This is a genomic window from Fictibacillus terranigra, assembly GCF_030412265.1.
Lineage (GTDB): Bacteria > Bacillota > Bacilli > Bacillales > Fictibacillaceae > Fictibacillus_C > Fictibacillus_C terrinigri.
Genome location: NZ_JAUHLN010000005.1, coordinates 276,750 through 302,035 on the forward strand (window position 1 = coordinate 276,750; position 25,286 = coordinate 302,035).

At 39.9% G+C, this 25,286-nt stretch carries 30 protein-coding genes; 11 read left to right on the forward strand and 19 right to left on the reverse strand.

The genetic code is table 11. The annotated features are described in order from the left end of the window. The first annotated feature begins 162 nt into the window (after window positions 1–162). The 4 genes from QYF49_RS21260 to QYF49_RS21275 all read left to right on the forward strand — a co-directional run bounded on the left by QYF49_RS21260 (window position 163) and on the right by QYF49_RS21275 (window position 3,195). Window positions 163–1,416, forward strand: coding sequence for a dicarboxylate/amino acid:cation symporter (locus tag QYF49_RS21260; protein WP_290401593.1), 1,254 nt, complete (start codon window positions 163–165; stop codon window positions 1,414–1,416). A gap of 309 nt (window positions 1,417–1,725) precedes the next feature. Next, window positions 1,726–1,881 carry a hypothetical protein gene (locus QYF49_RS26045; RefSeq protein WP_425589619.1) on the forward strand — a complete coding sequence of 52 codons (156 nt, stop codon included), beginning with the start codon at window positions 1,726–1,728 and terminating at the stop codon, window positions 1,879–1,881. Window positions 1,882–2,003: 122 nt separating this feature from the next. Beyond that, the gene (locus QYF49_RS21270; RefSeq protein ID WP_290401594.1) at window positions 2,004–2,213 is read left to right on the forward strand and encodes a hypothetical protein; all 210 of its coding nucleotides are present in this window, start codon (window positions 2,004–2,006) and stop codon (window positions 2,211–2,213) included. Window positions 2,214–2,517: 304 nt separating this feature from the next. After that, window positions 2,518–3,195, forward strand: coding sequence for a DUF421 domain-containing protein (locus QYF49_RS21275; protein ID WP_290401595.1), 678 nt, complete (start codon window positions 2,518–2,520; stop codon window positions 3,193–3,195). 202 nt (window positions 3,196–3,397) lie between these two features. Here QYF49_RS21275 and QYF49_RS21280 read toward each other — a convergent pair whose 3' ends face one another. The 14 genes from QYF49_RS21280 to QYF49_RS21345 form a co-directional block, all read right to left on the reverse strand. Beyond that, the gene (locus QYF49_RS21280) at window positions 3,398–3,838 is read right to left on the reverse strand and encodes a hypothetical protein (RefSeq protein WP_290401596.1); all 441 of its coding nucleotides are present in this window, start codon (window positions 3,836–3,838) and stop codon (window positions 3,398–3,400) included. A gap of 216 nt (window positions 3,839–4,054) precedes the next feature. Beyond that, a complete protein-coding gene (locus tag QYF49_RS21285; protein ID WP_290401597.1) occupies window positions 4,055–4,897 on the reverse strand; it encodes a conjugal transfer protein TrbL family protein in 843 nt (280 codons plus the stop codon). Window positions 4,898–4,910: 13 nt separating this feature from the next. Then, on the reverse strand, window positions 4,911–5,405 hold the full coding sequence (locus tag QYF49_RS21290; protein WP_290401598.1) for a hypothetical protein: 495 nt from the start codon (window positions 5,403–5,405) through the stop codon (window positions 4,911–4,913). Continuing rightward, entirely contained in the window at window positions 5,402–6,991 is a 1,590-nt protein-coding gene (locus tag QYF49_RS21295) for a VirD4-like conjugal transfer protein, CD1115 family (RefSeq protein ID WP_290401599.1), read from the reverse strand. The genes QYF49_RS21290 and QYF49_RS21295 overlap by 4 nt, the downstream gene beginning before the upstream one ends. 7 nt (window positions 6,992–6,998) lie before the next feature. Next, a complete protein-coding gene (locus QYF49_RS21300; protein WP_290401600.1) occupies window positions 6,999–7,430 on the reverse strand; it encodes a hypothetical protein in 432 nt (143 codons plus the stop codon). A gap of 22 nt (window positions 7,431–7,452) precedes the next feature. Next, a complete protein-coding gene (locus QYF49_RS21305) occupies window positions 7,453–8,049 on the reverse strand; it encodes a hypothetical protein (protein WP_290401601.1) in 597 nt (198 codons plus the stop codon). 22 nt (window positions 8,050–8,071) lie between these two features. Next, entirely contained in the window at window positions 8,072–9,127 is a 1,056-nt protein-coding gene (locus QYF49_RS21310) for a bifunctional lytic transglycosylase/C40 family peptidase (protein ID WP_290401602.1), read from the reverse strand. A gap of 6 nt (window positions 9,128–9,133) precedes the next feature. Further along, a complete protein-coding gene (locus QYF49_RS21315) occupies window positions 9,134–10,477 on the reverse strand; it encodes a hypothetical protein (RefSeq protein ID WP_290401603.1) in 1,344 nt (447 codons plus the stop codon). A gap of 16 nt (window positions 10,478–10,493) precedes the next feature. After that, window positions 10,494–12,446, reverse strand: coding sequence for a VirB4 family type IV secretion system protein (locus QYF49_RS21320; RefSeq protein ID WP_290401604.1), 1,953 nt, complete (start codon window positions 12,444–12,446; stop codon window positions 10,494–10,496). 22 nt (window positions 12,447–12,468) lie between these two features. Continuing rightward, entirely contained in the window at window positions 12,469–13,122 is a 654-nt protein-coding gene (trsD, locus tag QYF49_RS21325) for a TrsD/TraD family conjugative transfer protein (protein WP_290401605.1), read from the reverse strand. After that, window positions 13,115–13,516 carry a hypothetical protein gene (locus tag QYF49_RS21330; RefSeq protein ID WP_290401606.1) on the reverse strand — a complete coding sequence of 134 codons (402 nt, stop codon included), beginning with the start codon at window positions 13,514–13,516 and terminating at the stop codon, window positions 13,115–13,117. The genes trsD and QYF49_RS21330 overlap by 8 nt, the downstream gene beginning before the upstream one ends. Window positions 13,517–13,529: 13 nt before the next feature. Beyond that, window positions 13,530–13,850: a CagC family type IV secretion system protein gene (locus QYF49_RS21335; RefSeq protein ID WP_290401607.1), complete on the reverse strand. Its 321-nt coding sequence runs from the start codon at window positions 13,848–13,850 to the stop codon at window positions 13,530–13,532. A gap of 4 nt (window positions 13,851–13,854) precedes the next feature. Then, entirely contained in the window at window positions 13,855–14,985 is a 1,131-nt protein-coding gene (locus QYF49_RS21340) for a hypothetical protein (protein WP_290401608.1), read from the reverse strand. Between the two features lie 130 nt (window positions 14,986–15,115). Continuing rightward, window positions 15,116–15,508, reverse strand: a complete 393-nt coding sequence (locus QYF49_RS21345; protein WP_290401609.1) for a transposase — start codon at window positions 15,506–15,508, stop codon at window positions 15,116–15,118. Window positions 15,509–16,176: 668 nt separating this feature from the next. Here QYF49_RS21345 and QYF49_RS25905 point away from each other — a divergent pair. Continuing rightward, window positions 16,177–16,296: an XdhC family protein gene (locus QYF49_RS25905; RefSeq protein WP_354005862.1), complete on the forward strand. Its 120-nt coding sequence runs from the start codon at window positions 16,177–16,179 to the stop codon at window positions 16,294–16,296. A gap of 205 nt (window positions 16,297–16,501) precedes the next feature. Next, on the forward strand, window positions 16,502–16,789 hold the full coding sequence (locus tag QYF49_RS21350; protein WP_290401610.1) for a hypothetical protein: 288 nt from the start codon (window positions 16,502–16,504) through the stop codon (window positions 16,787–16,789). 119 nt (window positions 16,790–16,908) lie between these two features. Here QYF49_RS21350 and pcp read toward each other — a convergent pair whose 3' ends face one another. The 3 genes from pcp to QYF49_RS21365 form a co-directional block, all read right to left on the reverse strand. Then, a complete protein-coding gene (pcp, locus tag QYF49_RS21355) occupies window positions 16,909–17,553 on the reverse strand; it encodes a pyroglutamyl-peptidase I (RefSeq protein WP_290401611.1) in 645 nt (214 codons plus the stop codon). A 217-nt stretch (window positions 17,554–17,770) separates the two neighbouring features. Beyond that, a complete protein-coding gene (locus tag QYF49_RS21360; protein WP_290401612.1) occupies window positions 17,771–18,733 on the reverse strand; it encodes a DUF979 domain-containing protein in 963 nt (320 codons plus the stop codon). Beyond that, window positions 18,730–19,443: a DUF969 domain-containing protein gene (locus QYF49_RS21365; protein WP_290401613.1), complete on the reverse strand. Its 714-nt coding sequence runs from the start codon at window positions 19,441–19,443 to the stop codon at window positions 18,730–18,732. The genes QYF49_RS21360 and QYF49_RS21365 overlap by 4 nt, the downstream gene beginning before the upstream one ends. A gap of 589 nt (window positions 19,444–20,032) precedes the next feature. Here QYF49_RS21365 and QYF49_RS21370 point away from each other — a divergent pair. The 5 genes from QYF49_RS21370 (at window position 20,033) to QYF49_RS21390 (ending at window position 21,484) form a co-directional block, all read left to right on the forward strand. Continuing rightward, window positions 20,033–20,284 (forward strand): lysozyme family protein, encoded by a 252-nt coding sequence (locus tag QYF49_RS21370; protein WP_290401614.1) that lies wholly within the window; start codon window positions 20,033–20,035, stop codon window positions 20,282–20,284. After that, the gene (locus QYF49_RS21375; protein ID WP_290401615.1) at window positions 20,254–20,541 is read left to right on the forward strand and encodes a C40 family peptidase; all 288 of its coding nucleotides are present in this window, start codon (window positions 20,254–20,256) and stop codon (window positions 20,539–20,541) included. Before QYF49_RS21370 ends, QYF49_RS21375 begins: the two co-directional genes overlap by 31 nt. A 110-nt stretch (window positions 20,542–20,651) precedes the next feature. Further along, window positions 20,652–20,852 (forward strand): hypothetical protein, encoded by a 201-nt coding sequence (locus QYF49_RS21380; protein ID WP_290401616.1) that lies wholly within the window; start codon window positions 20,652–20,654, stop codon window positions 20,850–20,852. Window positions 20,853–21,005: 153 nt separating this feature from the next. Next, window positions 21,006–21,194 carry a hypothetical protein gene (locus QYF49_RS21385; protein WP_290401617.1) on the forward strand — a complete coding sequence of 63 codons (189 nt, stop codon included), beginning with the start codon at window positions 21,006–21,008 and terminating at the stop codon, window positions 21,192–21,194. A gap of 17 nt (window positions 21,195–21,211) precedes the next feature. Beyond that, window positions 21,212–21,484: an AbrB/MazE/SpoVT family DNA-binding domain-containing protein gene (locus tag QYF49_RS21390; RefSeq protein WP_290401618.1), complete on the forward strand. Its 273-nt coding sequence runs from the start codon at window positions 21,212–21,214 to the stop codon at window positions 21,482–21,484. A gap of 115 nt (window positions 21,485–21,599) precedes the next feature. On the opposite strand, the gene QYF49_RS21395 is transcribed toward QYF49_RS21390, so the two are convergent. Both QYF49_RS21395 and QYF49_RS21400 read right to left on the reverse strand, forming a co-directional pair. Continuing rightward, window positions 21,600–21,938, reverse strand: coding sequence for a YolD-like family protein (locus QYF49_RS21395; RefSeq protein ID WP_290401619.1), 339 nt, complete (start codon window positions 21,936–21,938; stop codon window positions 21,600–21,602). A gap of 1,143 nt (window positions 21,939–23,081) precedes the next feature. Continuing rightward, window positions 23,082–23,480, reverse strand: coding sequence for a hypothetical protein (locus tag QYF49_RS21400; RefSeq protein ID WP_290401620.1), 399 nt, complete (start codon window positions 23,478–23,480; stop codon window positions 23,082–23,084). Window positions 23,481–25,286: the final 1,806 nt, after the last annotated feature.

Consider the following 25,286-nt stretch of genomic DNA (forward strand, 5'->3'; position numbering starts at 1 on the left):
TTCAACCATGAAGAATTTGAGATATGAAAATACAATTAATCATTAAATTTTATTGTCATAAGAGGTTATCTCAAAAAATTTAGAAGCCATTTTAGAGGCTGTTTCTTTCTCATTGATTAGGTTCAAGAGAGATGATATTAATCTTATGGAGGAGAACTACTTATGAAAAAGTTTTTTGCTTTTCAAGTGTTAATTGCATTGGTTATTGGAGCGGTTATCGGACATTTTTTCCCTGAATTCGGTCAAGCCTTAAGACCAGTAGGCGACGCCTTTATTCATCTTATTAAAATGATTGTGGTACCTATCGTCTTCACTACCATTGTGATCGGGTCATCGGGCAGCGGAAACATGAAAAAAATGGGTTCATTAGGACTTAAAACAATCATATGGTTTGAATTTATAACCACGTTGATTCTTGGAATTGGTCTTTTACTTGCTAACACTTTAAAGCCTGGGGCTGGGCTTAATATGTCTCATCTTGCCCAGAAAGATATCTCACAATTAAATGATAGCGTTACTAAAGTTGTCGACTTTAAAACGATGCTTGTTAACATCATTCCAAGCAACATTGTAGATGCGATGGCAAAAAGTGATTTATTGGCAGTTATATTCTTCGCTATTTTATTTGGTGTCGCTGCTGGAGCCATTGGCAAGGCGTCTGAGCCGGCAATAAAGTTTATGGAGTCCGTTGCCAAAATCATGTTTAAACTGACACAAATCGTCATGGTAACGGCACCAATTGGTGTACTCGCTCTCATGGCTGCTTCTGTAGGTCAGTATGGTATCGCTCTATTAGTCCCCATGGCAAAGTTGATTGGGGTTGTGTATCTTGGACTGGCTATTGTCATTTTCGGCCTGTTTCCGCTCATTGCTTGGTTCCTGAAGATTTCTTACTTTAAATTGTTTCGAATGATATGGGACTTGTTCCTTATCGCTTTTTCTACAACAAGTACGGAAACCATCCTACCCCAGTTAATGGATCGAATGGAAGCGTACGGTTGTTCGAAACGTGTGGTGTCATTCGTTATTCCATCCGGGTTATCATTGAATTGTGATGGATCGACATTGTACCTTTCTGTTTCCTCCATTTTCTTAGCGCAAGCATTTGGCGTCCCGATGGATTTTGGTCAACAATTAATTTTGATGGGGGTTCTAGTGGCAACGTCCAAAGGAATTGCTGCTGTTCCATCCGGTTCTCTGGTTGTACTTTTAGCCACGGCATCGGCGGTGGGGCTTCCTGCAGAAGGTGTCGCAATTATCGCAGGCATTGACCGAGTGCTGGATATGGCACGGACCGCCTGTAATACACCCGGTCATGTTCTCGCTTGTATTGTGGTTTCGAAGTGGGAAAAAGAGTTTCGTCAGGAAGAATGGGATAATTCTCAAACCGAACAGTCAAGTTTTCGACAGGCATAAGATGCAAAAGAGCACACATGCTGAACTACATGGGGACAGTTAAAAGAGATAGGGTGTAACAGAAATCAACTCGAAATGGTTTTGGAAAGGATTTGTTTATCATAAACAAGAGCATTTGTTAGTTCTGTTTAATAATGTAAAATCCATATTTACTTATGTTAGAAGATAGACAGCAAGGAGTGAGACAGATGAAGACAACAGGGATTTCTAGAACTTTGGACCCAGTTGGACGGATTGTAATTCCGAGTGAAATGAATCGTACATATTGAGTCAAAAGACCTTATGGAGTTTTTTATTGAAAACGACACGATGATTCTTCAAAAGTATCGAACTCATCGATCCTGCCAGGTGACAGGTGAAATTCACAAGCATAATTTTTCAATTGCCAATGGGAAGATTTTTTTAAGTAAGAACGGTGCTCAACTCCTCTTAGAAGAGCTTCAAAAAGTTCTGCATCAATCATAAAAAAACCTGTATATCCGTGAACAGGGGCAATCCGAACGTGACTATGAACTTTTCACTTTTTATCGAATAACGCATATTATATATTTAAGTCTATTCAGTACGACTGCATGGGAGGCATAAAGATGCTTAACATAAATATCGCACGAAAACAATTAAATACAAAACTAAAATCAGGGGCTACATTTACCGAGGACGATGTAAACATGGCCTTAACCATATCCCAAAACACAGGACATACCGACGATAAGGTCCTTTTTGCAAAGATTAAATATGCTTATGAATCACATCAATTAAAGAATCAGGCAGCGTTTCGTGATAAAAAAAGTAATTAAAATTGTATACGCTTTCTATAATTTTTGTATGAAATGTCATTCAGGTTCATAGGGAATTAAGGCTTTGAAGCCTTAATTCCTTTTTTGGTTTTCACCGAGTAATTTTATAAGAATTTTAAAATTAAAAACTTAACTTTGGTCTTCCGGATCTAAGATATCTCATAAGGTACTTGACAAGTGTATCCTTTCCGGGTTAAAGGTTTTGGTTTGTTTTCTAATGGCTTGGTAGTACAAACTATCTGTTTTCATAAAAACAGAGGTTATGGGTCATTCTAAAATAACCACGGTTAAGGAGCAGATCATTATGAATTTACTTCATACAGAAGGTGAGTTACTAGTCGGTTTTATAGGTTTGTTTTGTATAACAAAAATGCTTGGGAAAATGACTATTACACAAATTACTCTATTCGATTTCATTTCGGCCCTTGTACTCGGAGAACTGGTTGGGAATGCTCTTTATGACAAGGAAGTTGGGCTTTTGGAAATTTTAGTTGGTATATTTTCCTGGGGGATTTTAATGTTTTCTATGCAGTTGATCACGCAGAAAAGCATGCGCGCAAGAGCATTTTTAGAAGGACGTCCAACTATTATCGTTTATAAAGGCAAGATTCGCCACAAGGAGTTAAAGAAAAACCGTATAGACTTGAATCAGTTGATGCATTTGCTGCGTGATAAGAATACTTTTTCAATCAGGGAGGTCGAGTTTGCAGTTTTAGAAACGGATGGCACAATAAATGTAGTCAAAAAATCCGATTACGAAATTCCAACAAAAGCTGATCATGGAATGCCAAAAAACCCTCCCTCCTTGCCAATTGCATTAATTAGTGATGGGCAATTAATGAAAGAAAATTTGAGAAGAAGTGGCTTAAATGAAATTTGGCTAAAAAAGGAGCTTCGTAAAAAGGAAATCGATCACTACACTGAAGTGTTCTATGCAGAATGGAAAGAAGGAGATTCTTTATATGTGGAAACATATAATTAAATCTATTTGTATATATAGAGAAAAAGGTTTGCAAGCAAATATGTAAATCGCAAAGTAATACTTTTAAATGGCCGATGTTCGGCCGCAAAAGAAGCGTTCAAAACCTGGAAGAAGGTTCCCGTGCGCAGAGCCAAGAGGGAGATCAAAGGAAGAAATCTCTTTGTTTATCTTTCCTTTTTAAATTACACTAATAATCATTTATTTACATATCCCGCATAGCATCTAATGGGCTGTTATTTCTTTCCTTTAAAATATCTAGAATGATTTCAATATGTACAGCTGCCCATGATTTTTCATGAAAGTGAAGAATCACACTTATGGTAAGAATAAAAACATATAGAAAAATAAAGACAATCCAAAGAAAATTTCCTTCTTTGAATAGAAATTGATGTAATTGTTTCGAAAACAGAAAAAAAAGCCAAGGTGCAGAGGATACAAAAATAGGGATGGTTCCCGAACCGTTTTTTTCTTTAATCATACGGTAATAAATTTGTTTTAGCGTATCGCTATTAATTGAGTGATAAAAATTGTAAATTTCTTCAACCTCAATAATTTCCTTTACTCCATTCAAAGTCTGGCCATTTTCAGAGGCCTTTTTTAGTTGAGAATAAACCTTATGAGCATCTCCACGTAATGAAAACATGTTTAATCCTTTACCTCCTTTAAAAACCTTAAATCTTATTAGAAGGTTTCACAAAATTTTTAAATTTATGCATGATATTATGGAACTGGAAGGCTCGGCATAGCCTCGATGTCCTTATCATCTTGTAAAAGATATTTACTTTTCAAAAACGATTGTTTATGACAACAAAAATATATTCTGAATAAAGAAAAGGCGACATCCGAGTCGCCTGCTATCTTATCCTTTCATCAAAAACCTGCGTGCAGCAAGCTTTGTGGTGCCACTCATAGCCCCCATCATACCTCTGCCTGAGCCACTTGAATACCACATGTTGCGCAATACCGAAGGGCTTTTAATAAGTAGGATGCAGCAACCCATCAGTAGTAAGAAGTTGAAGAATGTAATATTTTCATTAATTAAGATGCTAAGAGCAGCAATGAACAAAAAAATCTTTGCCAGTATCGTAACAATCTGGCTTAGTAATTCTCGCCACCAAACCCCTAGATATTCATTGTCATCGGCAATGACGGATACACAGGCTAGGGGGCTAAGTAAGTATAGAAACATGATATCGGCATGAAATATTGCAACGGAGAAGAGGAAGCCAATAAATGCTACTGCAAACACTGCCAAGAGTATGAGAAGAGCTGCTCCCTGAAAGTGCAAGGCTGCAAAGTTTCCGGGATCCAACATAGCTTCTATTTTATCCTTGCTGATATTTTTCCCTGCAGAGATCATCCAGTTTCCCGTATTATAGGCTACTTCTTCGAGAAGAATTTTTTGAATAAAGGGCATCGCGGGTATCAATAGCGCACTTTTTAGTGTGTTTACAATGACTGGCCCGTAGGAAATAGCATCTCCAGCGGCATTCCTGGACATGACCTCAAGGATTTTATATAACACAATGGTCAAGGCAATCGTTGAGGTGAGGGCAAGTATGAAGTTATTGACCTTACTAAAAAATTCAATCTCTGCATTTTGTTTTAGCAATAAATCGTTACAAAGTAAAAGTGCCCACTCAATAAAATCTTGCAACATACCTTGTATGGCCTCTACGATCTTCTCCTTAAAGTCAAACACACAGAATCACTCCTTATTCGGAATCGTTCACCTGTACGATCTTCCATGTGTCATCTTGCTTCTCCGTTGTGATAGCTTTGTGGTCAAAACCGCTGCGTTCAATGTCAAATGTAAATGTCTCGTCATCTTTGTTTAGTTTAACCTCTTTGACCTTAGTATCTTGGCTAAACAGTAAGTTTGCTTTTGTGCCACCACTGGGTGTATCTTCAGCTTTATTTATTGTGAGTAAATACAATAACCGATTTTGAGCGTCTTTACTTAATTCTCCTGATAATTTTTTATTATTTTTTTTCTGAATCTTTTCCCATGCAATGGGATTAGCTGCATCTCGATTATTTGCTGTAGCCAGCTTCTCTTGATCTTTAAACGAAGTTAACACGCTATTTACCGTTTCTGTCGCTTTTTTCTTTTCGACTTTAGGATCAAACTTTTCTCCACTTGCCCCTCCGTTACAAGCTGTAAGCATTAACACGATGATCAATGATAAGATGACTTTTACGTTTTTCATCTTTTATCGCTCCCTTCTTGGTCTGATGTATCAGATGATGTCATGCCTGCAAAGAAGCTCATAGCCAATTTTTCTTGTTTCTGAGCTTCCATATCGGCCTTCTTTACTTTTGACTCATGCAACTTTGCTTCCTCATTAGCGCGTTCTGTTTTTCTCTCCTCACTTCTTCTATATTCATCATGTTGCCTTTTTTGCCCTTCAAACCATTGAACCACTTCTTTCGTTGGAGTGTTTTGGTAAGCAAACTGACTGACTCGAAAAGTGTTGGTGACGTTCGGGAAAAGCTCAAACTGTTTTGTTTTCTGGGCTTTGATCGGATACTTTCCGGTGATGAGGACGATGGACTCGTTGGGATGCATCGTCAAGATCTCATCCACGTTCATTAAGTTCCGAGCCGAATAGGAATAGCTTTCAGAGGAGGAGGAGCTGGGTGATTGACCTCTTGATTTGGAAGAGGAACCGGTTTCCATCTTAGCCGTCGTTTTGCCCATCAACTCAGAGAAGTACTTTGCGGTTGTTTCATTGACATTTCCAAGGCATATCTTTATTCCGCAATTTCCTAAGATGGACTCCGCTTGTTCGCGCCCGTACTTTTCCTGTAGCTGGGTAATATTTTGGACGATGGTACAGACCGCTATGCCATACCCCCGACAAGTGGCCAAGAATCGTTCGTAGTCCGGGAATTTCCCCAGGTTTGCGAATTCATCGAGAATGAAGACGACCGGCTGAGGCAGGGAGGTGTTATGTTTGGCTCCCACCTTATAAAGCTCCTGAAACATCTGATTAAAGAAGAGGTTAATGAGCCCTTCCCAGGTGGTATCCATGACGGGAATAATGACATAGAGGGCAATCTTTCGTTTTCCCACATCTCCTAAAAAGAAGTCGGAGAAACTTGAGAACTCCGAGACCGAGCTTGAAGTGAAATCTCCAATGGTCGTAAGTAACGAAATGATGATGTTTGCTCGGGTTTTCTCTTGTGATTTTTTGAAGCCCAGTTCATAGGCTCTTCGAGCGGGGTGCGTTTTTTCCAGTTTTAAAAATTGATCATCTAGGGCGTTGGTACTTTCTTCACTTTCTTCGGGATCAAATTCTTGCAGGAAATCGAGAACTCCACTCATGTTTCTTTGGTAGGGCGGCAATTCATGGACGGCATACAAAATTAACGCCTTTAACAAGCTGAATTGAGCGTTATACCAAAAATCTTTCCGTTTCGGGTCGTTTTTGGTGGAAATGATGGTGTTCGCCACCGTGGAAGCTTGAATTTCCTCTCGTACATAATCAAACGAATTGTAGCGGTCGGAATAACTCATTTCCATAAAGTTAACGACATGTACCTCATAGCCCTGGTTCCGCTTTACAGCGGCTGTCATTTCATAGACTTCACCTTTTGGATCGGTGACTACAATGGAGCACTCTTTTTCGTGTAAGACATTTGTTACTACATAACTTTGGGTTTTAGATGACCCAGGTCCCCCGGCAACAAAATGATTTCGATTCGGAAGGGTGGAGGAGGTAGGTTGTATGAGAATGGACTGATTCACCATGCCTAAGATCAATCCGTTATGGTTTTGATAAGCCGTCTTCATTGCTGTTTCACTCCTTTTTGTGATCTTCCATACTCGCTTCTAAATCTTTCATGAGTTGTTGGGGGGCCACACCTAAGGTTTCACCGTGCGTGAATATTTCAGAAGGACGTGCAAACCGACTGGAGCCATGCACACCGTATTTATCGGCTAACTCATATTGGGTTTTTCTTCGGTTGCTAATAAAGGCCATATAGAAAGATAAGATAATGGCACTGGTGCTGCCAAGCATAAAAACAGGGTTTTTCTCTTGAATCATTTGTGTAGAGTGAAGGATAGGGTGCTGGATATTTTGCCATATATAATTTAGAAACGCCTCAGTAGACAATTGGTTTTTTTGTTCCGCGATAAATGGCAGCAAGCCAGCAATGTTAATGACGATGAGCTGTAAAATCAGCAGTGTGATCATCCACACCATCAGACGATTTCTGAACTTCTTCAATTGAATCACCCCGTTCTTCGCTCTAGTTTTCTTCGATCGGTTCAAACGCTCCCATTAATTCCAGCTTATCAATGATCCATACATTCTTTTCTTGAACAAACGTTACTTCATACATTTGATTTTTACGAGGGAACTTGCTTCCGTTCACTGAATACTCGGTCTCCATGTTGACCAATGCTTTTACTTTCTCCATATCTATAGCGGTAAGGTATACTTCAAGCGACTTGACTGTATTTGAAAAATCAATCTGCGGGCTTTCCATTTCTCCTGAAGCCTGTAACTTTGAGATCACAGAATCCGCTAATAAATTCTTTACCTGGTCAAAACGCGAGGTATAAGTCTTGTTATCATAGGTAAAGAGCGTGGTGAACGTATCCTTTACAAATCGTTTAATGTCTTCACTATGTTCCATTTCATACATCGCCGAATTCTCTTTATAATTGGTTAATGATTCCTTATTTTGTTTTGCTTTACTTTTCAACTGAGCCAGCGCGGCTTCCGATTGCTTATGTTTTTCACTCGCTTCACTGACAATGGTTCTTTGGCCAGCATACATAAAGCCAAGCAATACATTCGCCAGGAGGGAGATGCCCAGGATCGCACCTAAAAGTTTTATCATCGCATTTCCTCCTTTCTGTAGGTTAACGGGCCACCCGGCCAAATCCGGCTAAGTGTGATTTCCAATAGGACGCTTCTGCATTATGAAGACCAATCCCCGAGCCATTGGAGTCAAACATTTTTCCATTGCCGAGATAGATGCCGACATGAGTAATATATTGGTCGGTGTCATAGGTTCCTGTAAAGAAAATTAAATCGCCAGGTTTCGCTTCAGATGGAGGGATTTTTTTAGACGCGTTATACTGCAACTGTGCGGTTCTAGGCAATTTAATCCCAGCCTCATTAAAAGCCCATTGTGTGAGACCCGAACAATCAAAACCGGTGGAAGGGTGAGCACCTGCCCAGACATACGGCCAACCGGTATATTTCTGAGCTTCTTTTAAAACCGCAGCGTAAGCCTTTTTTCCGAGCGGAGAAATGTCCGCTCCGCCTGGCCCTCCTCCTGCGGCGATCAGATGACCCATGACTTTTTGAACATAGGTGTAATCTCCATAACAGTAGGGTGCACGCCAATCTGTACATCTCCAGCCGAGCTTTTTGGTCTGGTCGATGGAGAAGACTTTGGCCAGTTCCACAGAATGCTTTTTCCCCTTTAAGGCCACAAAGCCAAGATAACCAGATCCAAAGTTATACGACTGTACAATGGCCGCAAAATCGACGCCCGCTTTTTGTCCCGCTTCTAATACAGATTTAAAATGCTTTACACCTAAATTAACCGATTGAACGGGATCCTGAATGGCGTTAGGAGGGAGCCCGATGGATTCAGAACTTTGCATGATATCCAGTGTGTCAGAGCTTCCAAGTTCCTGGTACATTAATGCGAGTAGAATGTCAGTGTACTCTGGAATGCCATACTTTGTTGTATACTCACTGACCAACGGTCTCCATTTTTCAATATGAGTCGGAACATTTGCAGTCCCAAAAGGAGAAGAAACGGTGTCTTCTGATGGTCGGGAGACGTTTACGCTGAATAACATTCCAGCCATGAGAATCAAAGCAAACACACTGCCGATGAGGATAGGCTTCCAGTTACGAACCAGGAATATCGTAGACTTTACGGTTACCGTTACGGCTGCCATCCATTCTCACCCCAGATCTTTAGTGACTTGCTTCAGCTGTGCTTTGAGTTCTTGAATTTCAAGGTTCTTTGGCTTCAGCTGTTTCTTTTTCACTTTCTCTTTGACCTTTTTCTGATCTTTGATGTCTTTTATTTGTTTTTCAAGAACGGTGATTTTGTTCTTCAATTCCTTTTGTTGGACGATGTTGCCTAATTCTTTGTTTTTTAGCCGTTGATTTACATTTTTCGCATCGGTCAGGTCGCCATGAGCGACAAAGGCTTTTCCAATGCGAAGCAACTGTTCTTTATCCTTGGTGAAGGTTTGTTCAGATAAAAGAACACCATAGTCATAACTCACAATCTTTTTTTCTAGCTGCAAATAGGGACTCTCACCCTTCAGCTTTAATATCTCCTGTTCCTTATGGCGCTCATAAAGCAGCTTGATTGTGGGCTTGATTAGCAAGGGATTCGTATCAATGGCTTTTTGATAGTCTCCGTTATCGAAGTACAATTGAGCCAACTGTTTCTTGGATCCATGGTTTTGCTTCAAATGGGTAATGGCTCCTTCATAGTTGCCTTCACTAAGCAATCTATAAAACTTGGATTCTTGTTTTTCTTTGTTCAAATCCTTCGCATAAGCCGTTTCCACTTCATGCACGGTGTTTTGCTGCAGCAGGAAACTTCCTCCAAACGCTGATAAACATATGGCTGCGCTTAAAACTGTCCATAACCTTTTTTGCTGTTTCACGCGGACCCTTTCCTGTTCAATTTGAAAAAAATGTTCGGTTTCTTCTTTTGTCAGCCGGTTAAATAGGAGCGTTTTCAGTTCTGCAAGAGAAACCGCATTGGCAATCTCAAAAAAGAAGGCCTCTTTTTCTTTTATTAATACCTTTTCTTTATCTCGTTTATATTTTTCATAGGAAAAACGAGAAAACAGGGAAAGAATCAATATTTTATATTGTTCCAACGCTGGCGTTTGATCAAAGGGGAGCCAACGGTTACTTCTGTACAGAAATTTAATTGTTTTTAAATCTTTAAAGAAGATGTTCCGTGGATGCAGAAGGACCCTCTCTGAGAATGTTCCTAGCGGATCGGTTTCAAGCAAAGTGTTAAGCAAAGAGAGGCGCAATACGGTTGAATAGTTCTTGGCCACGGTAAGAGGCTGATAACCTTCCTCCAATACATAATCCAACAAAAAGCGGTCATTCTCTTTTTTAATGTCAGTAAGCTGAAAGAAGAAGGGGGAGGGGATTTTCAGATCTTCTAATTCTTCGGTTCGTTCTCCCACCACCTTTTCTTCTGCGATCTCCAGCCGGTAATGTTTTTCTTTTGAGATGAATAGGGTTCCGTGTTCAAATAATTGAATCTTCATTGATTCGTCCCTCCTCTCATAACACAAAATGACGAACTTCTTCCTTTTCGATGGGTGTCATTTCATTCCGGGCTTCATAATCCGGAATCTCGTCGGGGTCTTTTCCGTATTTCTCCCAATAGCGCTCCCGATTCCATAACCGAAGCTCCTCTTGTGTGAGTTCCACTTTGATAAAGGCGCGCTGTGAACCATAAACCAGTAACGCTTCTCCTTGCCGCTTGGCACGCAAAAGGGAGATTTCTTCATCAGAAAAGGAGAGGTTAATTTTATGAATAACATCGTCTACCCCTTTATTATCCAGTCCAAAAAGCACTTTTGTATGGCTGTTTTCCACCATAGCGGCCCCCAGGTTATCAACCGTATCTAACACATCGATGATCTGCTGGGTACCGGCAATGGCTCCTGCATTGTATTTTCTGAACCGTTTGTAGGCCTGATAAAAAAATCGCATGGAGTCTGGGTTTTTGGATAAGAAATGAAATTCATCTATGAACACATAGATGAGCTCCTCACGGTTCTTGGTTACTTCATCCCATAGAAATCCAAAGATATTAAAGTAACACGCCGCCTGGACATCGACTTCATTTTGGAGCGCTTTTAAATCAAAAGAAAACAAGGAGTTGGTGATGTTGACATTGGTATGTCCGTTGAAAAGAGAGTTTGAGCCATAAACATAGCTCTCCAGGATGAAATAAAAGTCTTGAATTTTTTCGTAGCGTTCAGGGTCTGTCGTCTTGAGTGCTCCTAAGTCCTCATAAAAGTCTTCCAGTATGGGAAACGATGTTGAGGTTAAGGTCTTCAGATCAATTTCTTCATTGATAGAGAATCGATCATAAAGCTGCGTCAGCATTTTATCCAAAATGCTGGATTCCACTTGAGATAGGTTCGGCTTTAATACTTTAAAGAAGGCTTTGAGACGCTGTACTTTTTGCTTTACCAAATCCTTTACAAAATCCGTATTGCCTTGAAAGTCTTCGGTATCGGTGATTTCGGTCGTAAAAATTTCCAACGGATTAATTTTTGTCCCGCTGTTTGAACTGAGATGCACCACTTCTCCTCCGAGGAGCCTCACAATTCGTGAATACTCGTTTTCAGGATCAATGATGTACATCTTAATCCCCATGGCAAAACATCTTAAGATTTTTTGGACCATAAAAGTGGACTTCCCAACCCCAGAAGTACCGATGACCACCATGTTTTGGTTTAAAGTGCGCTGTGTATCAAGGTAGTCGATCGCGACTAGGGAATTGGTGGTTTTGTTTATACCTTCTACTTGTGCCATTGGCGAAAGGTAACAGATTTCTGAGTCATCAAAGGGAAAGAAGGAAGACGCTGTTTCACTGTTGCACATTTGGTAGGTATACTCTTTAAGCTGGTTATCCCCTAACGGCAAAGCGGACCAAAAGGCCATCGGCGTGCAGTAATGGGGATTTAAAGCCTTCATCCTTAGTTTCGTTAAAATTCGTTGGACATTGTCTTCTAAGGTTTTTAGATCCTCCAACGAGAGGGCTTGAAGAAATATGTATGTATAAAGATACATAAAGTTGGACCGGTTCGATAGCACTTGATTCAACTGATAGCGGGCACTTTTAATTTCTGATTGCAATTTAATCCGGGTCGCAGGGTCCCGTGTTTTTAGGAGTTCCGCTTCTTTGTTTTTGATCGAGTCATTGTAGTAATCAATCATCCCCTCGGCATTGGCCGGCTCTAAATACTGCACGAAGGATATATTTCCTTTTAATCGCTTCAAATCAGAAAGCCAGTTTCCTTTCTGTTCTTTGGGGTAGGAGACGATCGCCAACACTTTAATAAAGTTACCGCCACTTTCAATAAAGTTTTTGTTCTCTTTCCACACAAAGGGATAGATCGCGTTGAGTTCTTCCTTTTCTAACACTGAATGTAATAGATCTTGTGGGCTACTGGGTGTTTCATCTAGTTTTTTAGATGAGAACCATTTGGTGAGGAACAATCGCTCATCTCCTTTCCCTCTTTTATCCGTATAGTTTGGACATTTCAAAGTCAAAGTAACGGTATAACACGGATAACATGTCTTTTTCAGACAGTCTGCTGATCGTGAGATCATAAGATTCAAAAGTAGAGCGCAAGGAATTAGTGATTTCCTCTACCTTTTTCGTGAGGATACTTTCTGCGCCTTCTAAATCCTGGAGCGTGCGTTTTTTGATTCTTTCACGTACGACAACGAAATGCTGCTTGGTCGACATTTCGTCTTTTATCCGAATTCCCTGGTAATGATCGATGTAGGAGGCGATCAGCGTTCTCCTGTAGTCGTTTTTCTGCTTTTCTTTATTTTCCACCTCATTTAGGTATCTTTTTTTCCATCCTAACGTATAGGAACGCAGATCCACTGGGACCGTCATAGAGATGGTTTGCATTTGATCATGGACCTGGCTCATTAAAAACGATCCATAATCTTCAAAGATCCGATTCTGTTCGTATTCTGCCAGGAGGTCCAGATTGATTCCACTTACTTTCAAAATCGATGTTAAGTAACCGTTCTTTAAAAGGACAAAGTCTTTATACAGACCTTCAATGATGCTAACATCTTGAATGGTCCGCTGCCCCTTTTTAATGAGGGTATCGACTTCATAATCAAATTCTTTTTTGTGATTGGCGTTTTTAGGCATCGTAATCATTCCTCTGGTTTGGCCTGATAAAATACAGTTTTTGACGGCTGTTGTAGTTCCACACACGTTTTAAATAATTGCTGTAGGTGATATTCGGTCGGGATCCAATCGGTCGTAGAACCGCAAAGGTAAATGCGCCTAACATGATCAAGGAAGCCACAAGCATTTTGGTCATCATAAACCCAATGGAGTAGGGAGGGATTAACATGATGGCCACTGCCACCCCAATAGCGGGAAGGACAAATCGAAAAAAGTTAGCCAGCGAAAGGCCTTTGACAATGTTATACGATTTATCGACGTTATCCGGAAAAACAAAGGTTTTTCCCCGCCGGCTGTCTTCTTCTCCTAGAAGATCTTTTAAAACCTCACGAATTTCTTCTTTTGATGTGGACATGTTGCATCACCTCTTATACAAACAATTGATAAATCCAGGGAACAATCCACACGAGAGCGGCGGCTAAGGCGACGCCGCCTAATACCGTTCCTACCCCACGAAACATGTCATTTTTGGTGTGAGGATCATCCACTCCCGGCAGCTTTTTAATGATGATAAAAATGGACACGCAAACCCCGACAATAACGACGATCCCCGTTAATAACGCTTGTATTTGCTTCAATCCTTCTTTGACCTTCGCACCCACATCAGCGGCTAATACTTGATCCTGTACCATGATAAATAGTAGGGCAGTGAAAAGTAATATGGGTCCGAGTTTTTTTATGGTTCTCATTCTTTCATCCTCCTTCATGTTTTTCGATTATGTCATCAAAGGAAATTTCTTGATTCAAACTCTTGTCTTGTTCAAGGTTTTTTTCTTTTCGCAGTTCTTTTTTGAGATCGCCTAGTCGAAGATTAGCTTCTTTTTCGGTGAAGTAAGGCGAGAGCTTTTTAATAGAACCATCACTTTTTACATGACCAATAAAAGATCCTTTAGGGTGTGAGATCACTTCAAAGTCAGGTGCTTTGGTTTGAAGGGATTGATTTATTTCGATTCCATAAAACGAGAGAAATCCTTGGGCAACGGCTTGGCTATTCATCACTAGCTCGTTAAACGCAAGAGCTGCCCTGTTTTTTGCTAGCTTCATCCACTTATCTTCAAGGTCTGGAAGTTTAATGTGATGGTCGGTTCCGTCTTCCTTAAGCGTGAGTTCAACATGATCTTGCTTTTGTTCAAGTTCGTTAATCGTAACGGTTTTTCCCATTAAAGATACGGGAAGAGACTTGTCTTCCAACGTCTGACGGAGGGCCTTCTTTTTTAGATTAGGATTCTGTGCCAAATCATCTTTTAGAATAGAGATCCGTAGTTTTTCAAGGCTCTTATGGGTGCGGAAGGGTTTCATGGATTGTCCCGTAAATAAAAGGAGACGAAAATGCTTATTTTCTTTTAAGGAAAAAACCTGTTCATTTTGTTGTATCCAGAATGTTTCTCCTCTGAACTTCTCAAATTGGGTTGTTCCAAATAGGTGGAGTAGAAGATCTTCTTTGGACTTAAACGATGTTGTCACCTTGTGCGATTTTTTCCCCTCTTGGGTCACCACACCCCAAACGTTATCTTCATGTTGGTAGACATCAAATGAGCTATTGTTTTGTTCATAAGGGAATCGGTCTATGAGCTCACCAGTAAGTTGAAACCATTCAGGCTGTTGTTTTAGTGCCAGATGGTAATAAAGAGTGTATTCTAATTCCGCTTTGTCCGCTTTAGATAAGGAAGGCTGGTCCTGCCGCATCTGTTCTAGGCTTTGTTGAATTAGCTTATCCCTGTCCCCGTCTTTTTGTTTGTTGGATTGTTCAATCAGTTGGAGGATATAGTCTAAGGTCGTTACCATGGAGTCGTTAACGGTTTGTTCAATTACTTCATTTCTCATCGCCTCATTACCTTTCAAGTTGATTCGGCTGATTGTATGTTAAGAAAGAAGTGTTATGTATGGAACGTTTTGGTTAGTGATAGGATTAGGTTTTGATGGAGGAGCACTTGGATCTATGAAGCATCCGGTGCTATTTCTTTGTGTGGTAGAGTTCAAGCATTTCTCTAAGCTGAGCTTTTTCAGTGGCAATAAAGTATTTTTGATCCCATAAATTTATGCCGTGCTGCACTTTCGATTCCGGAAACTGCTTGTACATAAATCTTGCGGAACCTCCTTTAAGTGCCTTCATGATATTAGGTATGTAATGGGTCGTTTTACATAGAATCACCAGGTTAATTCGAGCGCCTTGGATGGTTAAATCTTTAATCACAAACGCGTGGCGCTCGGACACATGATGTAGATAGTCAGTAAGAAACGCTTTTTCATTCTCTTGTAGATGAATATCGTTATGTGTAGAAAAACTAATATGATATTGCAAAAAAGAAGTGTGATATTTGCTTGAAAATCCTTGCGATAGTAGCATTATTTACTCCTTTTCTATAGTAATAGATGTCTCAATATCATATTTCACCTATACAGGTTTATTTTACCAGAATATTAAAACAATTCCTAGTGGTCCAATAAAAAGAGGAAAAAGGTCTTGGGAATAGGAAGAAAGACCAATTAAGAGAGAGGGTAAAACATTATTTAGAAATAAAAAAGGGGATAGAGGGAAAGAAGGTAAAATGCAGGGGAGTGGGGTTTAATCTTTACTGTGAACAACACTAAGTGTGTTTATTTACGAATTCACTTATGGAAACGCTTGTGTTTTTACTTATGTACAACTGTTGTCTCTGTAATTTTTAGGCACTATGAAATAGATGATTTAATTAAATCCGTAGAAGCAAAAACTCTCCAGTCTCAAAGTAATATTAAAGAAATAGATAAAATTGCTCATGTATGAAACAAAGTTTTTGCGCAAAGTTCACAGGGAATTAAATAAAGAAGGATGCAATTCAGTTAATGAAGATATGCTTGAATTTTATAAAACAGACTTATTGACACAACCCAATGATGCGTTAGCCTTTGTCCTAAATTCCAGGCGCTGATCCATTAGGTTGCCTATTTTTTATGACAAGATGATGAAAAAATAAGACATTGGGTGGTTACATGAGAGAATTCTATTGATATAAAAAAATTTGAATACACAAAATGAGGAATACTTTGCTAAGGACGACTGTCATTCAGGTACTGGGATCAGCCTATCGGCGTGAAGGTGCAATGATGTTCTTCGATAAAGATGGTAATGATTACGTTGATGTAAGATGTTAAGCCCCGCCTGAAATGTCTTATTTGTTAATGAAATAGTTACCCGGTTTCATAAATCAAGATCAAACGATCACGTTAAAAAAGTAACAAGGAAAATAAAACTTATGTGGCATGTAATTTATCTTTATAATTTCTTACATATTTAGGTTGGAAAAGGGTAACCATATAGTTTGTAATCTAAATACATATAAGAATAGGAGTGAAAAATATGCCACAACGAATTTACCAAGCAGCTCAACAGGCACAACAGTCTCTGCAACAAATCCAACAAATCGCGCAACAATTACAACAAAATGAGCAACAAAATGCTCAACAGTTGCAGCAAGCTCAAGGACAAAATGGAGCTCAAATGGGCCAAGCTCAAGGACAATATGGTGCACAAATGGGAATGCCATTACAAAGCTTAGCACAACGAGAACGAAATGCAGCACAGCAGTTGGCGCAAATCCAACAGCTTGCGCAACAATGTGCTCAGCAATTACAGCAACAACAATAAATTTATGAGATGTAAAAAGATTGCAATGGGAACAACTCCATTGCAATCTTTTCGTTTGTCTTAAACGTCCCATTATGGGGTTCCATCCATTTTAAAGCCCAAATATTGTTACTCCACTTTTAGTGAAAGGTACCGCCCACTGAACGAATATCTGATTTATACTGTACTGCTGTCACAGCCGCAATTCGAAGACCTTGAACAATAGTTTCAAGGCTTAAGCTTGGGGCTTGTTTATCAAGCGTTTGCTGCGGAATATACGGGATATGGATAAATCCTCCCCGTATGTCTGATGAGGTGGAGGTGATATAGTACATTAAGCCATAAAAGATATGGTTGCACACAAAGGTGCCCGCGGTATGAGAAACGGAGGCCGGAATATCGCTTTCCTTCATCTTTTCCACCATGCGTTTGATTGGAAGGGACGTCCAATAAGCGGCTGGTCCATTTCGAACAATCGCCTCGTCGATGGGTTGTTTCTCCTCATTATCCGGAATTCTAGCATCATCGAGATTGATCGCCACTCGCTCCGGTGTGATGTGCAAGCGTCCACCAGCTTGTCCTACACAAATCACGACGTCGGGTTTGTGCTGTTGAATCAACTGCTTTAAAACTGAAATGGAGGTTCCAAATGCGGTCGGAACCATTTCAGACACGATGAGTACATCCTCCGCCACTTCTCCGTTTAACTGTTTAACGGCTTCCCATGAAGGGTTCACAGATTCACCGCCAAAGGGTTCAAAACCTGTTAATAACACCTTTTTCATGCACAATCCCTCCTCGTATTGTATGTTTAAGCTTCATGGCTTCTTTTCCCGGCGCCACCAGCAAAATGTTTGGACGGCTCAAGAGATTTTTGGATAAATGATGATAGGAACAATTCTTTTTCCTCCTGTTGGTGGATTCTCAGTGAACCCCGTGGGATTCAGCATTTTTTAAGCAAATAGCTCTTTGACAACTTCAAGTTGACATACTACCGCAGTTCTATATGTGTAAAGAAACAAGACAATACATGAGAATGATATTAAAAAACAGTACGATTAAGGCGGTCGGCGCTTGCACTTTAATGACATGATTTTTGTCTTTTAAATCCAGCAATGCAGCCGGAACAATATTAAAGTTGGCCGCCATGGGTGTCATTAAGGTTCCACAGTAGCCAGCAAACATGGATATAGCCGCAATATGGTTAGGGTTCGCATCAAATTGCTTAATGAGCAACGGAATAGCAACGCCTGCTGCCAACACGGGAAAGGCTGCAAAAGCGTTCCCCATAACCATGGTAAAAACAGCCATGCCAAGACAAAAAATCACGACTACCCAAAATAGAGAACCTTTCGGTATGAACGAGGTCACGACGTTTGATACAACGGTGCCGACACCGGCATTGGTATAAACGGTTCCTAGTGTTGCCAAAAGTTGAGGCAGCAGAACGGCCCAACCTACCGACTCCAGCAGACGGCGTGATTCCTTTATCGTCGTTTTTGGTGTGCCACGAGTCATCCACATTGCGGACAGGATCGCAATGATGCAGGCCAGCCCTAATGCCACCATGGTAACATTCGACGGATCCAGTAAAGGTTTACCTTGAAATTTTACCGTGTCCAACCCTTTTGAACCCACTAAGGTCAAGACGGGGATCAAGATGGCAGGAATAAATAAACGGCCACCGAACTTTTTTCTGTGTTCTTCTTTCATTGCCACGCTTTCCTCGATGTGAACGCTTTTCTTCAACCCTCCTCCAGCAATAATCAGTACCATGAAAATGACCAACAGCCCTATATAAAATGGCGGAAGGACACGACCGAACATTAGCGTGATGGCATAAATCAAATAAAAGCAACCAGACGTAAGACGTCGATTGTTGGTTTGATCGGTGAAAATATAAAAGGAGCAGCCCAGCACAATAATGCCCATCAATCGATAAATCATTTCTACGGAGAAAATCATAATTGATGCTCCTTTCTAATAGGTGTTTCGATCTCTTGTTTTTCTGAATTTCTAAACCGATGATTCAGTTTTTTATCAAAGATGCGAAGGCGAATGGCGTGGACAATAAAGGCAAAAATCGCGGTCGGGATACCCCACAAAGCCATGGCAATAGGATCAGCCGGTATATTGTTCTGTTTGAAAAACCCGGTCATTAAAAGAATGGCGCCAACCGCAACAAAAATATCTTCGCCGAAGAACAATCCAATATTATCTGCTGCAGCAGCTTGGGCACGGATTTCCTGCTGTTCCTTCTCGGGCAATTTGCCATACTTGGCTTCCGCTGCTCCCTCTGCCATCGGTGCAATGAGCGGCCGGACGGTTTGCGGATGACCTCCGAGACTGTTTAACCCTAGAGCGGCCCCTAATTCGCGAATCAATAAATACATAGTCAATACACGGCCAACCGTAATGGACTTTATTTTCCTTACGATACGAGCAGCTTGTTGCTGTAGTCCATTTTTTTCGAGTAGGCCGATGACGGGAAGTGTGATAATCAGAATCGACATATAGCGATTGGTTGTAAACGCTTCTCCAAACTGTGTAATAATATCAATGACGGGAATGCCTGCTATGATCCCTGTAACCAATGCAGAAATGGTAACCACAACGGCAGAATTCAGTTTCAGGATAAATCCAATCATAATTAGTAAAACACCAATTAATACCATAATTGTCCCCTTTCTATGTTGTTAAATGTATTGTGTTATAGAGCTTAACGATATGGGAACCATTTTACATGAAAAATTGGACTTTTCACAATGTTTGAACCAATTGTTTTTTATATGGATGAGTTTGATACGGGAACCTAATATTTGCTGAAGGTAAAATTACCGCGGAATTGTAGATTGTGATCCATTGTGATAGCGAAGAGGTTGTTGGTGTATATATTGCTCAATAATTACATGTGGAGGAATGCCAACGAGTACACGGTTATCGTAATCAGTGACGTGTGACTCTCGCTTGGCATCAACCAAGCTTCCTTGGTACCGAGGACACGTGTTCTTATGTCCCTTTTTCGTCAAACTGTCGGCGCACCTTCGCAGTGGAAGCATGCAATCACTGCACACTTTTGTTCAGCCATTAGTCTCTCCCTTCGTTTCCTTCGACGCTTTCCCCGTTGACAAGAGCCACTATATCAGTCTTTAACCGACTTTCCCAAGGGGAATGTGCAAACTTCTGAATCGATTGGTTTACCTCCCGGGGCCATTACTGATCCTGAATACTCCATTGAACTAGGGGTGATATTTTGCGGATGTGATGAAGCAAGCCAAAGGAGATATTCATATAGCTTTGCAAGCGTATAACATGGGGAATGGATTTATCGGCTATGCTTTGGAGCGCGGTGGGTATTCCAAGGAAGTCGCTATTGATTTTAGTGAGATGATGGCTAACAAAAACGGATGGGCCCGGTATGGAGCGTCCACTTTGTCGAACACGTCCTTCGCTATTATGAGGGCGGAAATGGCGGGAAGGTGGTCGTGGGAGATGGAGGCTATTCTTTTGATGTAGAGGAAGTTCATCACATTATGAAAGGATTTCTTGGCCGTCCTTATGTATGGGAGGTCGAAACGCCAGCAGCCGGCGAATTTGACTGTTTAGGATTACTAGAATATGCTTTTGCGCAGGTAGGCATAGACATGTACGGAACAGCGCAATCTCAATATCTTAAAACCGTTCCTGTTCCTGAAGATCAGATCAAACAAGGAGATTTAGTCTTTTTCTCCACCTATAAACCAGGAGCGTCTCACGTCGGCATGTATGTATGAGATGGCCAATTCAATTAATACGAATGGCAGCAACGGGACTTCTTATTCATCTGTTCAAGAGTGGAAACTTTCTTAGGATTTAGAAGGATTCAGTAGTGGAGGTGAAAATCATGGAACCCAGCCAAAAGAAAAATCACATCATGTTCATGGGTGTTTTTATCGTAGCGGTGATCATCGTGATGTACGTTTTTAGTTTACGCTCCCAGTTGCAAGAAGTCAGGGCGAATCAAAGTCATTATGAAGAACAAATCAAATCCTTAACCTCTGTTCAACAAAACGAGGCACTATCTAAAAATCGGGCAGTCCTTTAAGCGTTTTTCACTTATGAAACTACGGCTGAACGCTATCAAAAAATTCGCCCCTTGATGACCGATCGAGGAGATTTAAAGCGACTCATCCTTCAGGAACGAAACCACCGGAATCCAAACAATCCGTCAAATCAACCATGGTCGGGCTGAAGCCGTTTGAACATCAGCCATCGAAGACGGAGGCAGAGCTTTTTTAATGAATTCAAGCTTTCGACAGAGTATAATAATGTATCGAATACAGAAACGGTGATTGTTAAAACGTCTCTTATTTATGTGAAAGATCAAGGCTGGAAGATCGATGATGTAGAATATGTTGGAGAATTAACCGGACGTTCCACGTCCTAAGGAAGGAAGAGGTAAGCATGAAGAGTACTGGCATTGTAAGGAAAGTAGACGAGCTAGGCAGGATTGTCATTCCTATTGAGTTAAGGAGAGTTTTTGAAATTGATATTAGGGATCCAATAGAGATTTTTGTAGATGATAATAAAATCATCCTCCAAAAATATATGGCCCATAATGCGTGTGTAATTACTGGTGAAATAACCAGCGAAAACAGGACGTATGGTGATGGGAAATTTGTGTTGAGTCCTGAAGGCGTGGAAATCCTGCTTCAGGAACTAGAAGAAGCAAAATAACAAAAGAAGTACCGATCGTTCTTTAATAAAGAGCGATTTTTTTGTGGCCAAAAACTGATTTATTCAAATAAGATTTTATTGAATCATATTATTTAATGCTGAGATTCAGGCCCTGTTATAGTGGATGGTGAATTCTCACATCTACCAGGTTTTCAAGTTTTAAACGAAATGTCTCCTCATGAAAATCCATTACTCTCAATTCTTTTCGATATGTATCTATAAAATGCACTTTACCAATATATAAGTGAAAATCATCTTTTTGAAAATACGTGAAACATAACTCCAAGTTTTCGGCCATCGCTTCACGGATTGTCTCTTCCATGAGTGAGAGGTGCTGTTCATCAAGTTCAGGTTTCTCTTTCTTTGTTTGATCCCAATCAAAGCCTCGTAGTGCCTTCACATGTTCTGGCAGCATCATTGCTGTCCACTTGATGTTTCCACGATCACGTATCATAGTAAATCCCTCCAATAAGTGCAACACTTTTTTATTATATACGAATATATGTTCGTGTAAAAGCGGTTATTTACAACTTTCCTTTTCTAAGGGAAGACTTAACGTTTTATCACTTTTTCAGACTAAGGGTGCTCAAATTTAGTTATGACTTATATTTTCATGAGAAGGAGAGGAAGATCATTAATGTCGAAAATGAAATAATTTTTGTTAGGGGAGGTCCCACTCTTTTTTATGCACCTCATTTACTGTACAAAAAAACCTGGAGCTATGGCTACACTCCAGGGTTTTTGCATTTTTTTAAAAATAAAAGGGTGTAAGAGTAAAGTTAAAATAAAAATGACGGATAATTGGTTCGGGTTACTCGGATAAAAGCACCCCATCCTCTCATGGAGTGCTTTTTGCTGGTGTGGGCACGTCGAGTTCAACGCCTGAGATTCCGGCGTCCATGAGTTAGTATGTCGTATCCGTAAGAATTTTATGCGGCTGAACTTTCAGATATACAGAGCCTTGTATCCCATTTTCTTGTTAGACTATCCCTTCACGCTTGGAGAAGGCGTAGCATAATGCATAATTACCTCGTGTGATATTTGCCTCTATGCGAAGTCTTAACGGACTCGGTTTTTATTATGTTTTGGCAATGGTGTAAAAACATACTAGCTACAACACTGAGAAATAGGTCGCGTTTTCAGATATACTCTAATAGCACACTTAATCGGCGGTAAAGCTATTAATACATTTTATTATGCTAAGGAAAATCGATTAGGATGAATGAATTCCGTATTGATATTTAGTTGTAAATTTGGTATATATTCTAATTGTTCGATAACCTATAAAAGTGCTTTAGGAGAGGATTGTCCAATCGTTTCTTTTAACCAGCCAAGTTTTGTTTTTCCAGAACCTACCGTAGGTTCAATAAGTTTTTCTAGTATCTGTTTTTGATAAGAGGTCAGAGACGAATAAATCTGTCGGTAAATTCGTGCTTCTGCACGATGGCGCGCTTCCCATTCAACCCTCTTGATTTAATGTTTTTTAGTATAGATACACCTGGTCGTACAAACAATAGTAATAGACCAGGGGTGATGTGATGAGTCAAACAAGCTGCAATTCTTCTACGGCAAAAAAAGCAAAAGCGGTGACTTAAAATTAATCCCAAGCATATACTTTTGAATTTCCACCTGAGTATTTTGCTAAATAAAATTCGGCTTGATCTCCATCGACATATTTACCGATATTTCTGAAGACATGACAGCCATGTGAATCAAAATCATGACTACCCGCTGTTTTATAGTAGAGACCTCTAATACCATTTGAATAAACTACATCATCTCGATCAAACGGATCTTCATCATATAACTCATAATAACCTGATTTACTATTAGAACTAAGACAAATTTTAAAATCGCCTCCCCCTGATAAAAAGATTTTACTTTGGTGGGTAAATACATCGCTCCCTTGATAATCCCAGCCACCAGCATGGGCAATTGCTGGAATTATCAAAGAAAGTGCAATAAAAGCTAAAATTACACTGATTTTCTTCATCATTTCGTCCCTCTCCTTTCGTTTCTACGATAAAGGTTACCGCAGATAAATAATAAATTCTTAGATTTCCAACATCTTTGTAAACTTTCTATATTATGTAAAAAACACCTGCAAGATTAATAAAAAAATATATTTAAATAACTTTATGGAACAGCATTTAGTCTAGCAGTTACATCTATTTACTCATAAAAGATACTGCCGTTAATAGCTTTTAAATGCCAAATTCACACAACACCATAATTTTGATAAGGTGCTACGAACACGAAACCACCTCCCCTTTTGGTTACTCCAATTCATATAAATAATTCAAAAGGACTCTATTTAATGACCTGTAATCCATCTTAGAACGGCCGAGAGCCCTGTCCTTGGACAGGGCTCTCGTCAACTTAGGGAATCGGCTTTTTTAAATTATAAAACCGGACATCATCTTGTTAAGAAATTGCGGGCATCATGATGAAACGTTGAATAGTCCTTAAGATAGTATGGCTATCGGTTTAATGTTTACCGATAGTTTTTTTTATTTAACATCTTGTCAAAAATGAGTTTTTTGCAGTTCTGCTACTTTGCTACGTTTTGTGTTCAATTAAAAGGAGGATTCAGTACTAGAAAATCATCCGTTTTAATAACACCAGAACCACTAAATAGGTCAATCTGGAGAAAAGCCACTTACGATTAGACTGAGCTATAGTTTTTGGGTAACTCAACCTTTGTTTATTTTCTAAACACATGCTACACTTTGGGTACATAAATAAATTATATGATTATCTAATAATAGTAAAAAGCGCTGCTAGTGCTGGAACACTAACAACGCTTTCTATAAAATATTAATCTTTTTTGGTTATCGCTATAATTACTGTGATAAGTGAGCAAACAGCGATAACAGTTGTAGGATCCATTGGACCACCTACTTCCTTAAACGCCCTTTCGTACACCAATACGAATGGGTGTTTTTATTTACCTTTTAATTATACAACACAAATCTACTAACTCCATTCGTTTTCTCACTTGTTACTTGGAACACTGGTTGGATACATAAGACAGATATGTACTGAAAAATTTATGGTATAATGTATCGCTTTGTTTTCGTTGCGGAGAAATGCTCTGTGTTGCAACGAAAGCTCGTTTTATGGACCATCCATCATCTCATTGCAAAATAAACGCTATGAAAACGTGTTGTTATAGGCTTTTTGACAAATAAAAACAGGCACCCATTGTCAAATCATCCATAGGATAGAGAAACGGAGAGAACCCACGAAAATGGAAGATAAGGCCTCTTCCGGAAACCGTGCTTTTTCCCTCTCTTCAGTACAAAGAAAAACCCTGAATTTAGGCTGATTTCGCCGAATTCAGGGTTTTGTTTGGTTACTTGGTTCCGGGAACTGGCATAATACCAGAAAAGAGCAAACCTTGGTATTACTGGGTTGACCTTAATGCAGGTATTCCAAAAGTATTAGTCGATTCATCGCCTGAGAGAGTACAAAAAATCCCGATAGCGAACTTTTCGCATGAAAAAACCACTCTGAATTGGAGTGGTTTTACTTTTAATAGTCCATCGGTATAATATCCTCCGATTTGACCGGAATGTTTATGACCGACATACAATTTTAGGTAATCAGTCTTTGCACTTTTGTTATCCGCTTGAATCCAGACCCTTTTGCAATGCAAGAGGTGAATCTTGGCATATTCTGTTTAACCTTTTTTCACAGGTTGAATAGGATATGCTTTTTTGTTGGTTTGAAAGACGTGGAATCGCCTAATAACACGTCTCTAAATAAAACTTGACCGGTTAGCTGAGCCGATGCAGAAAAT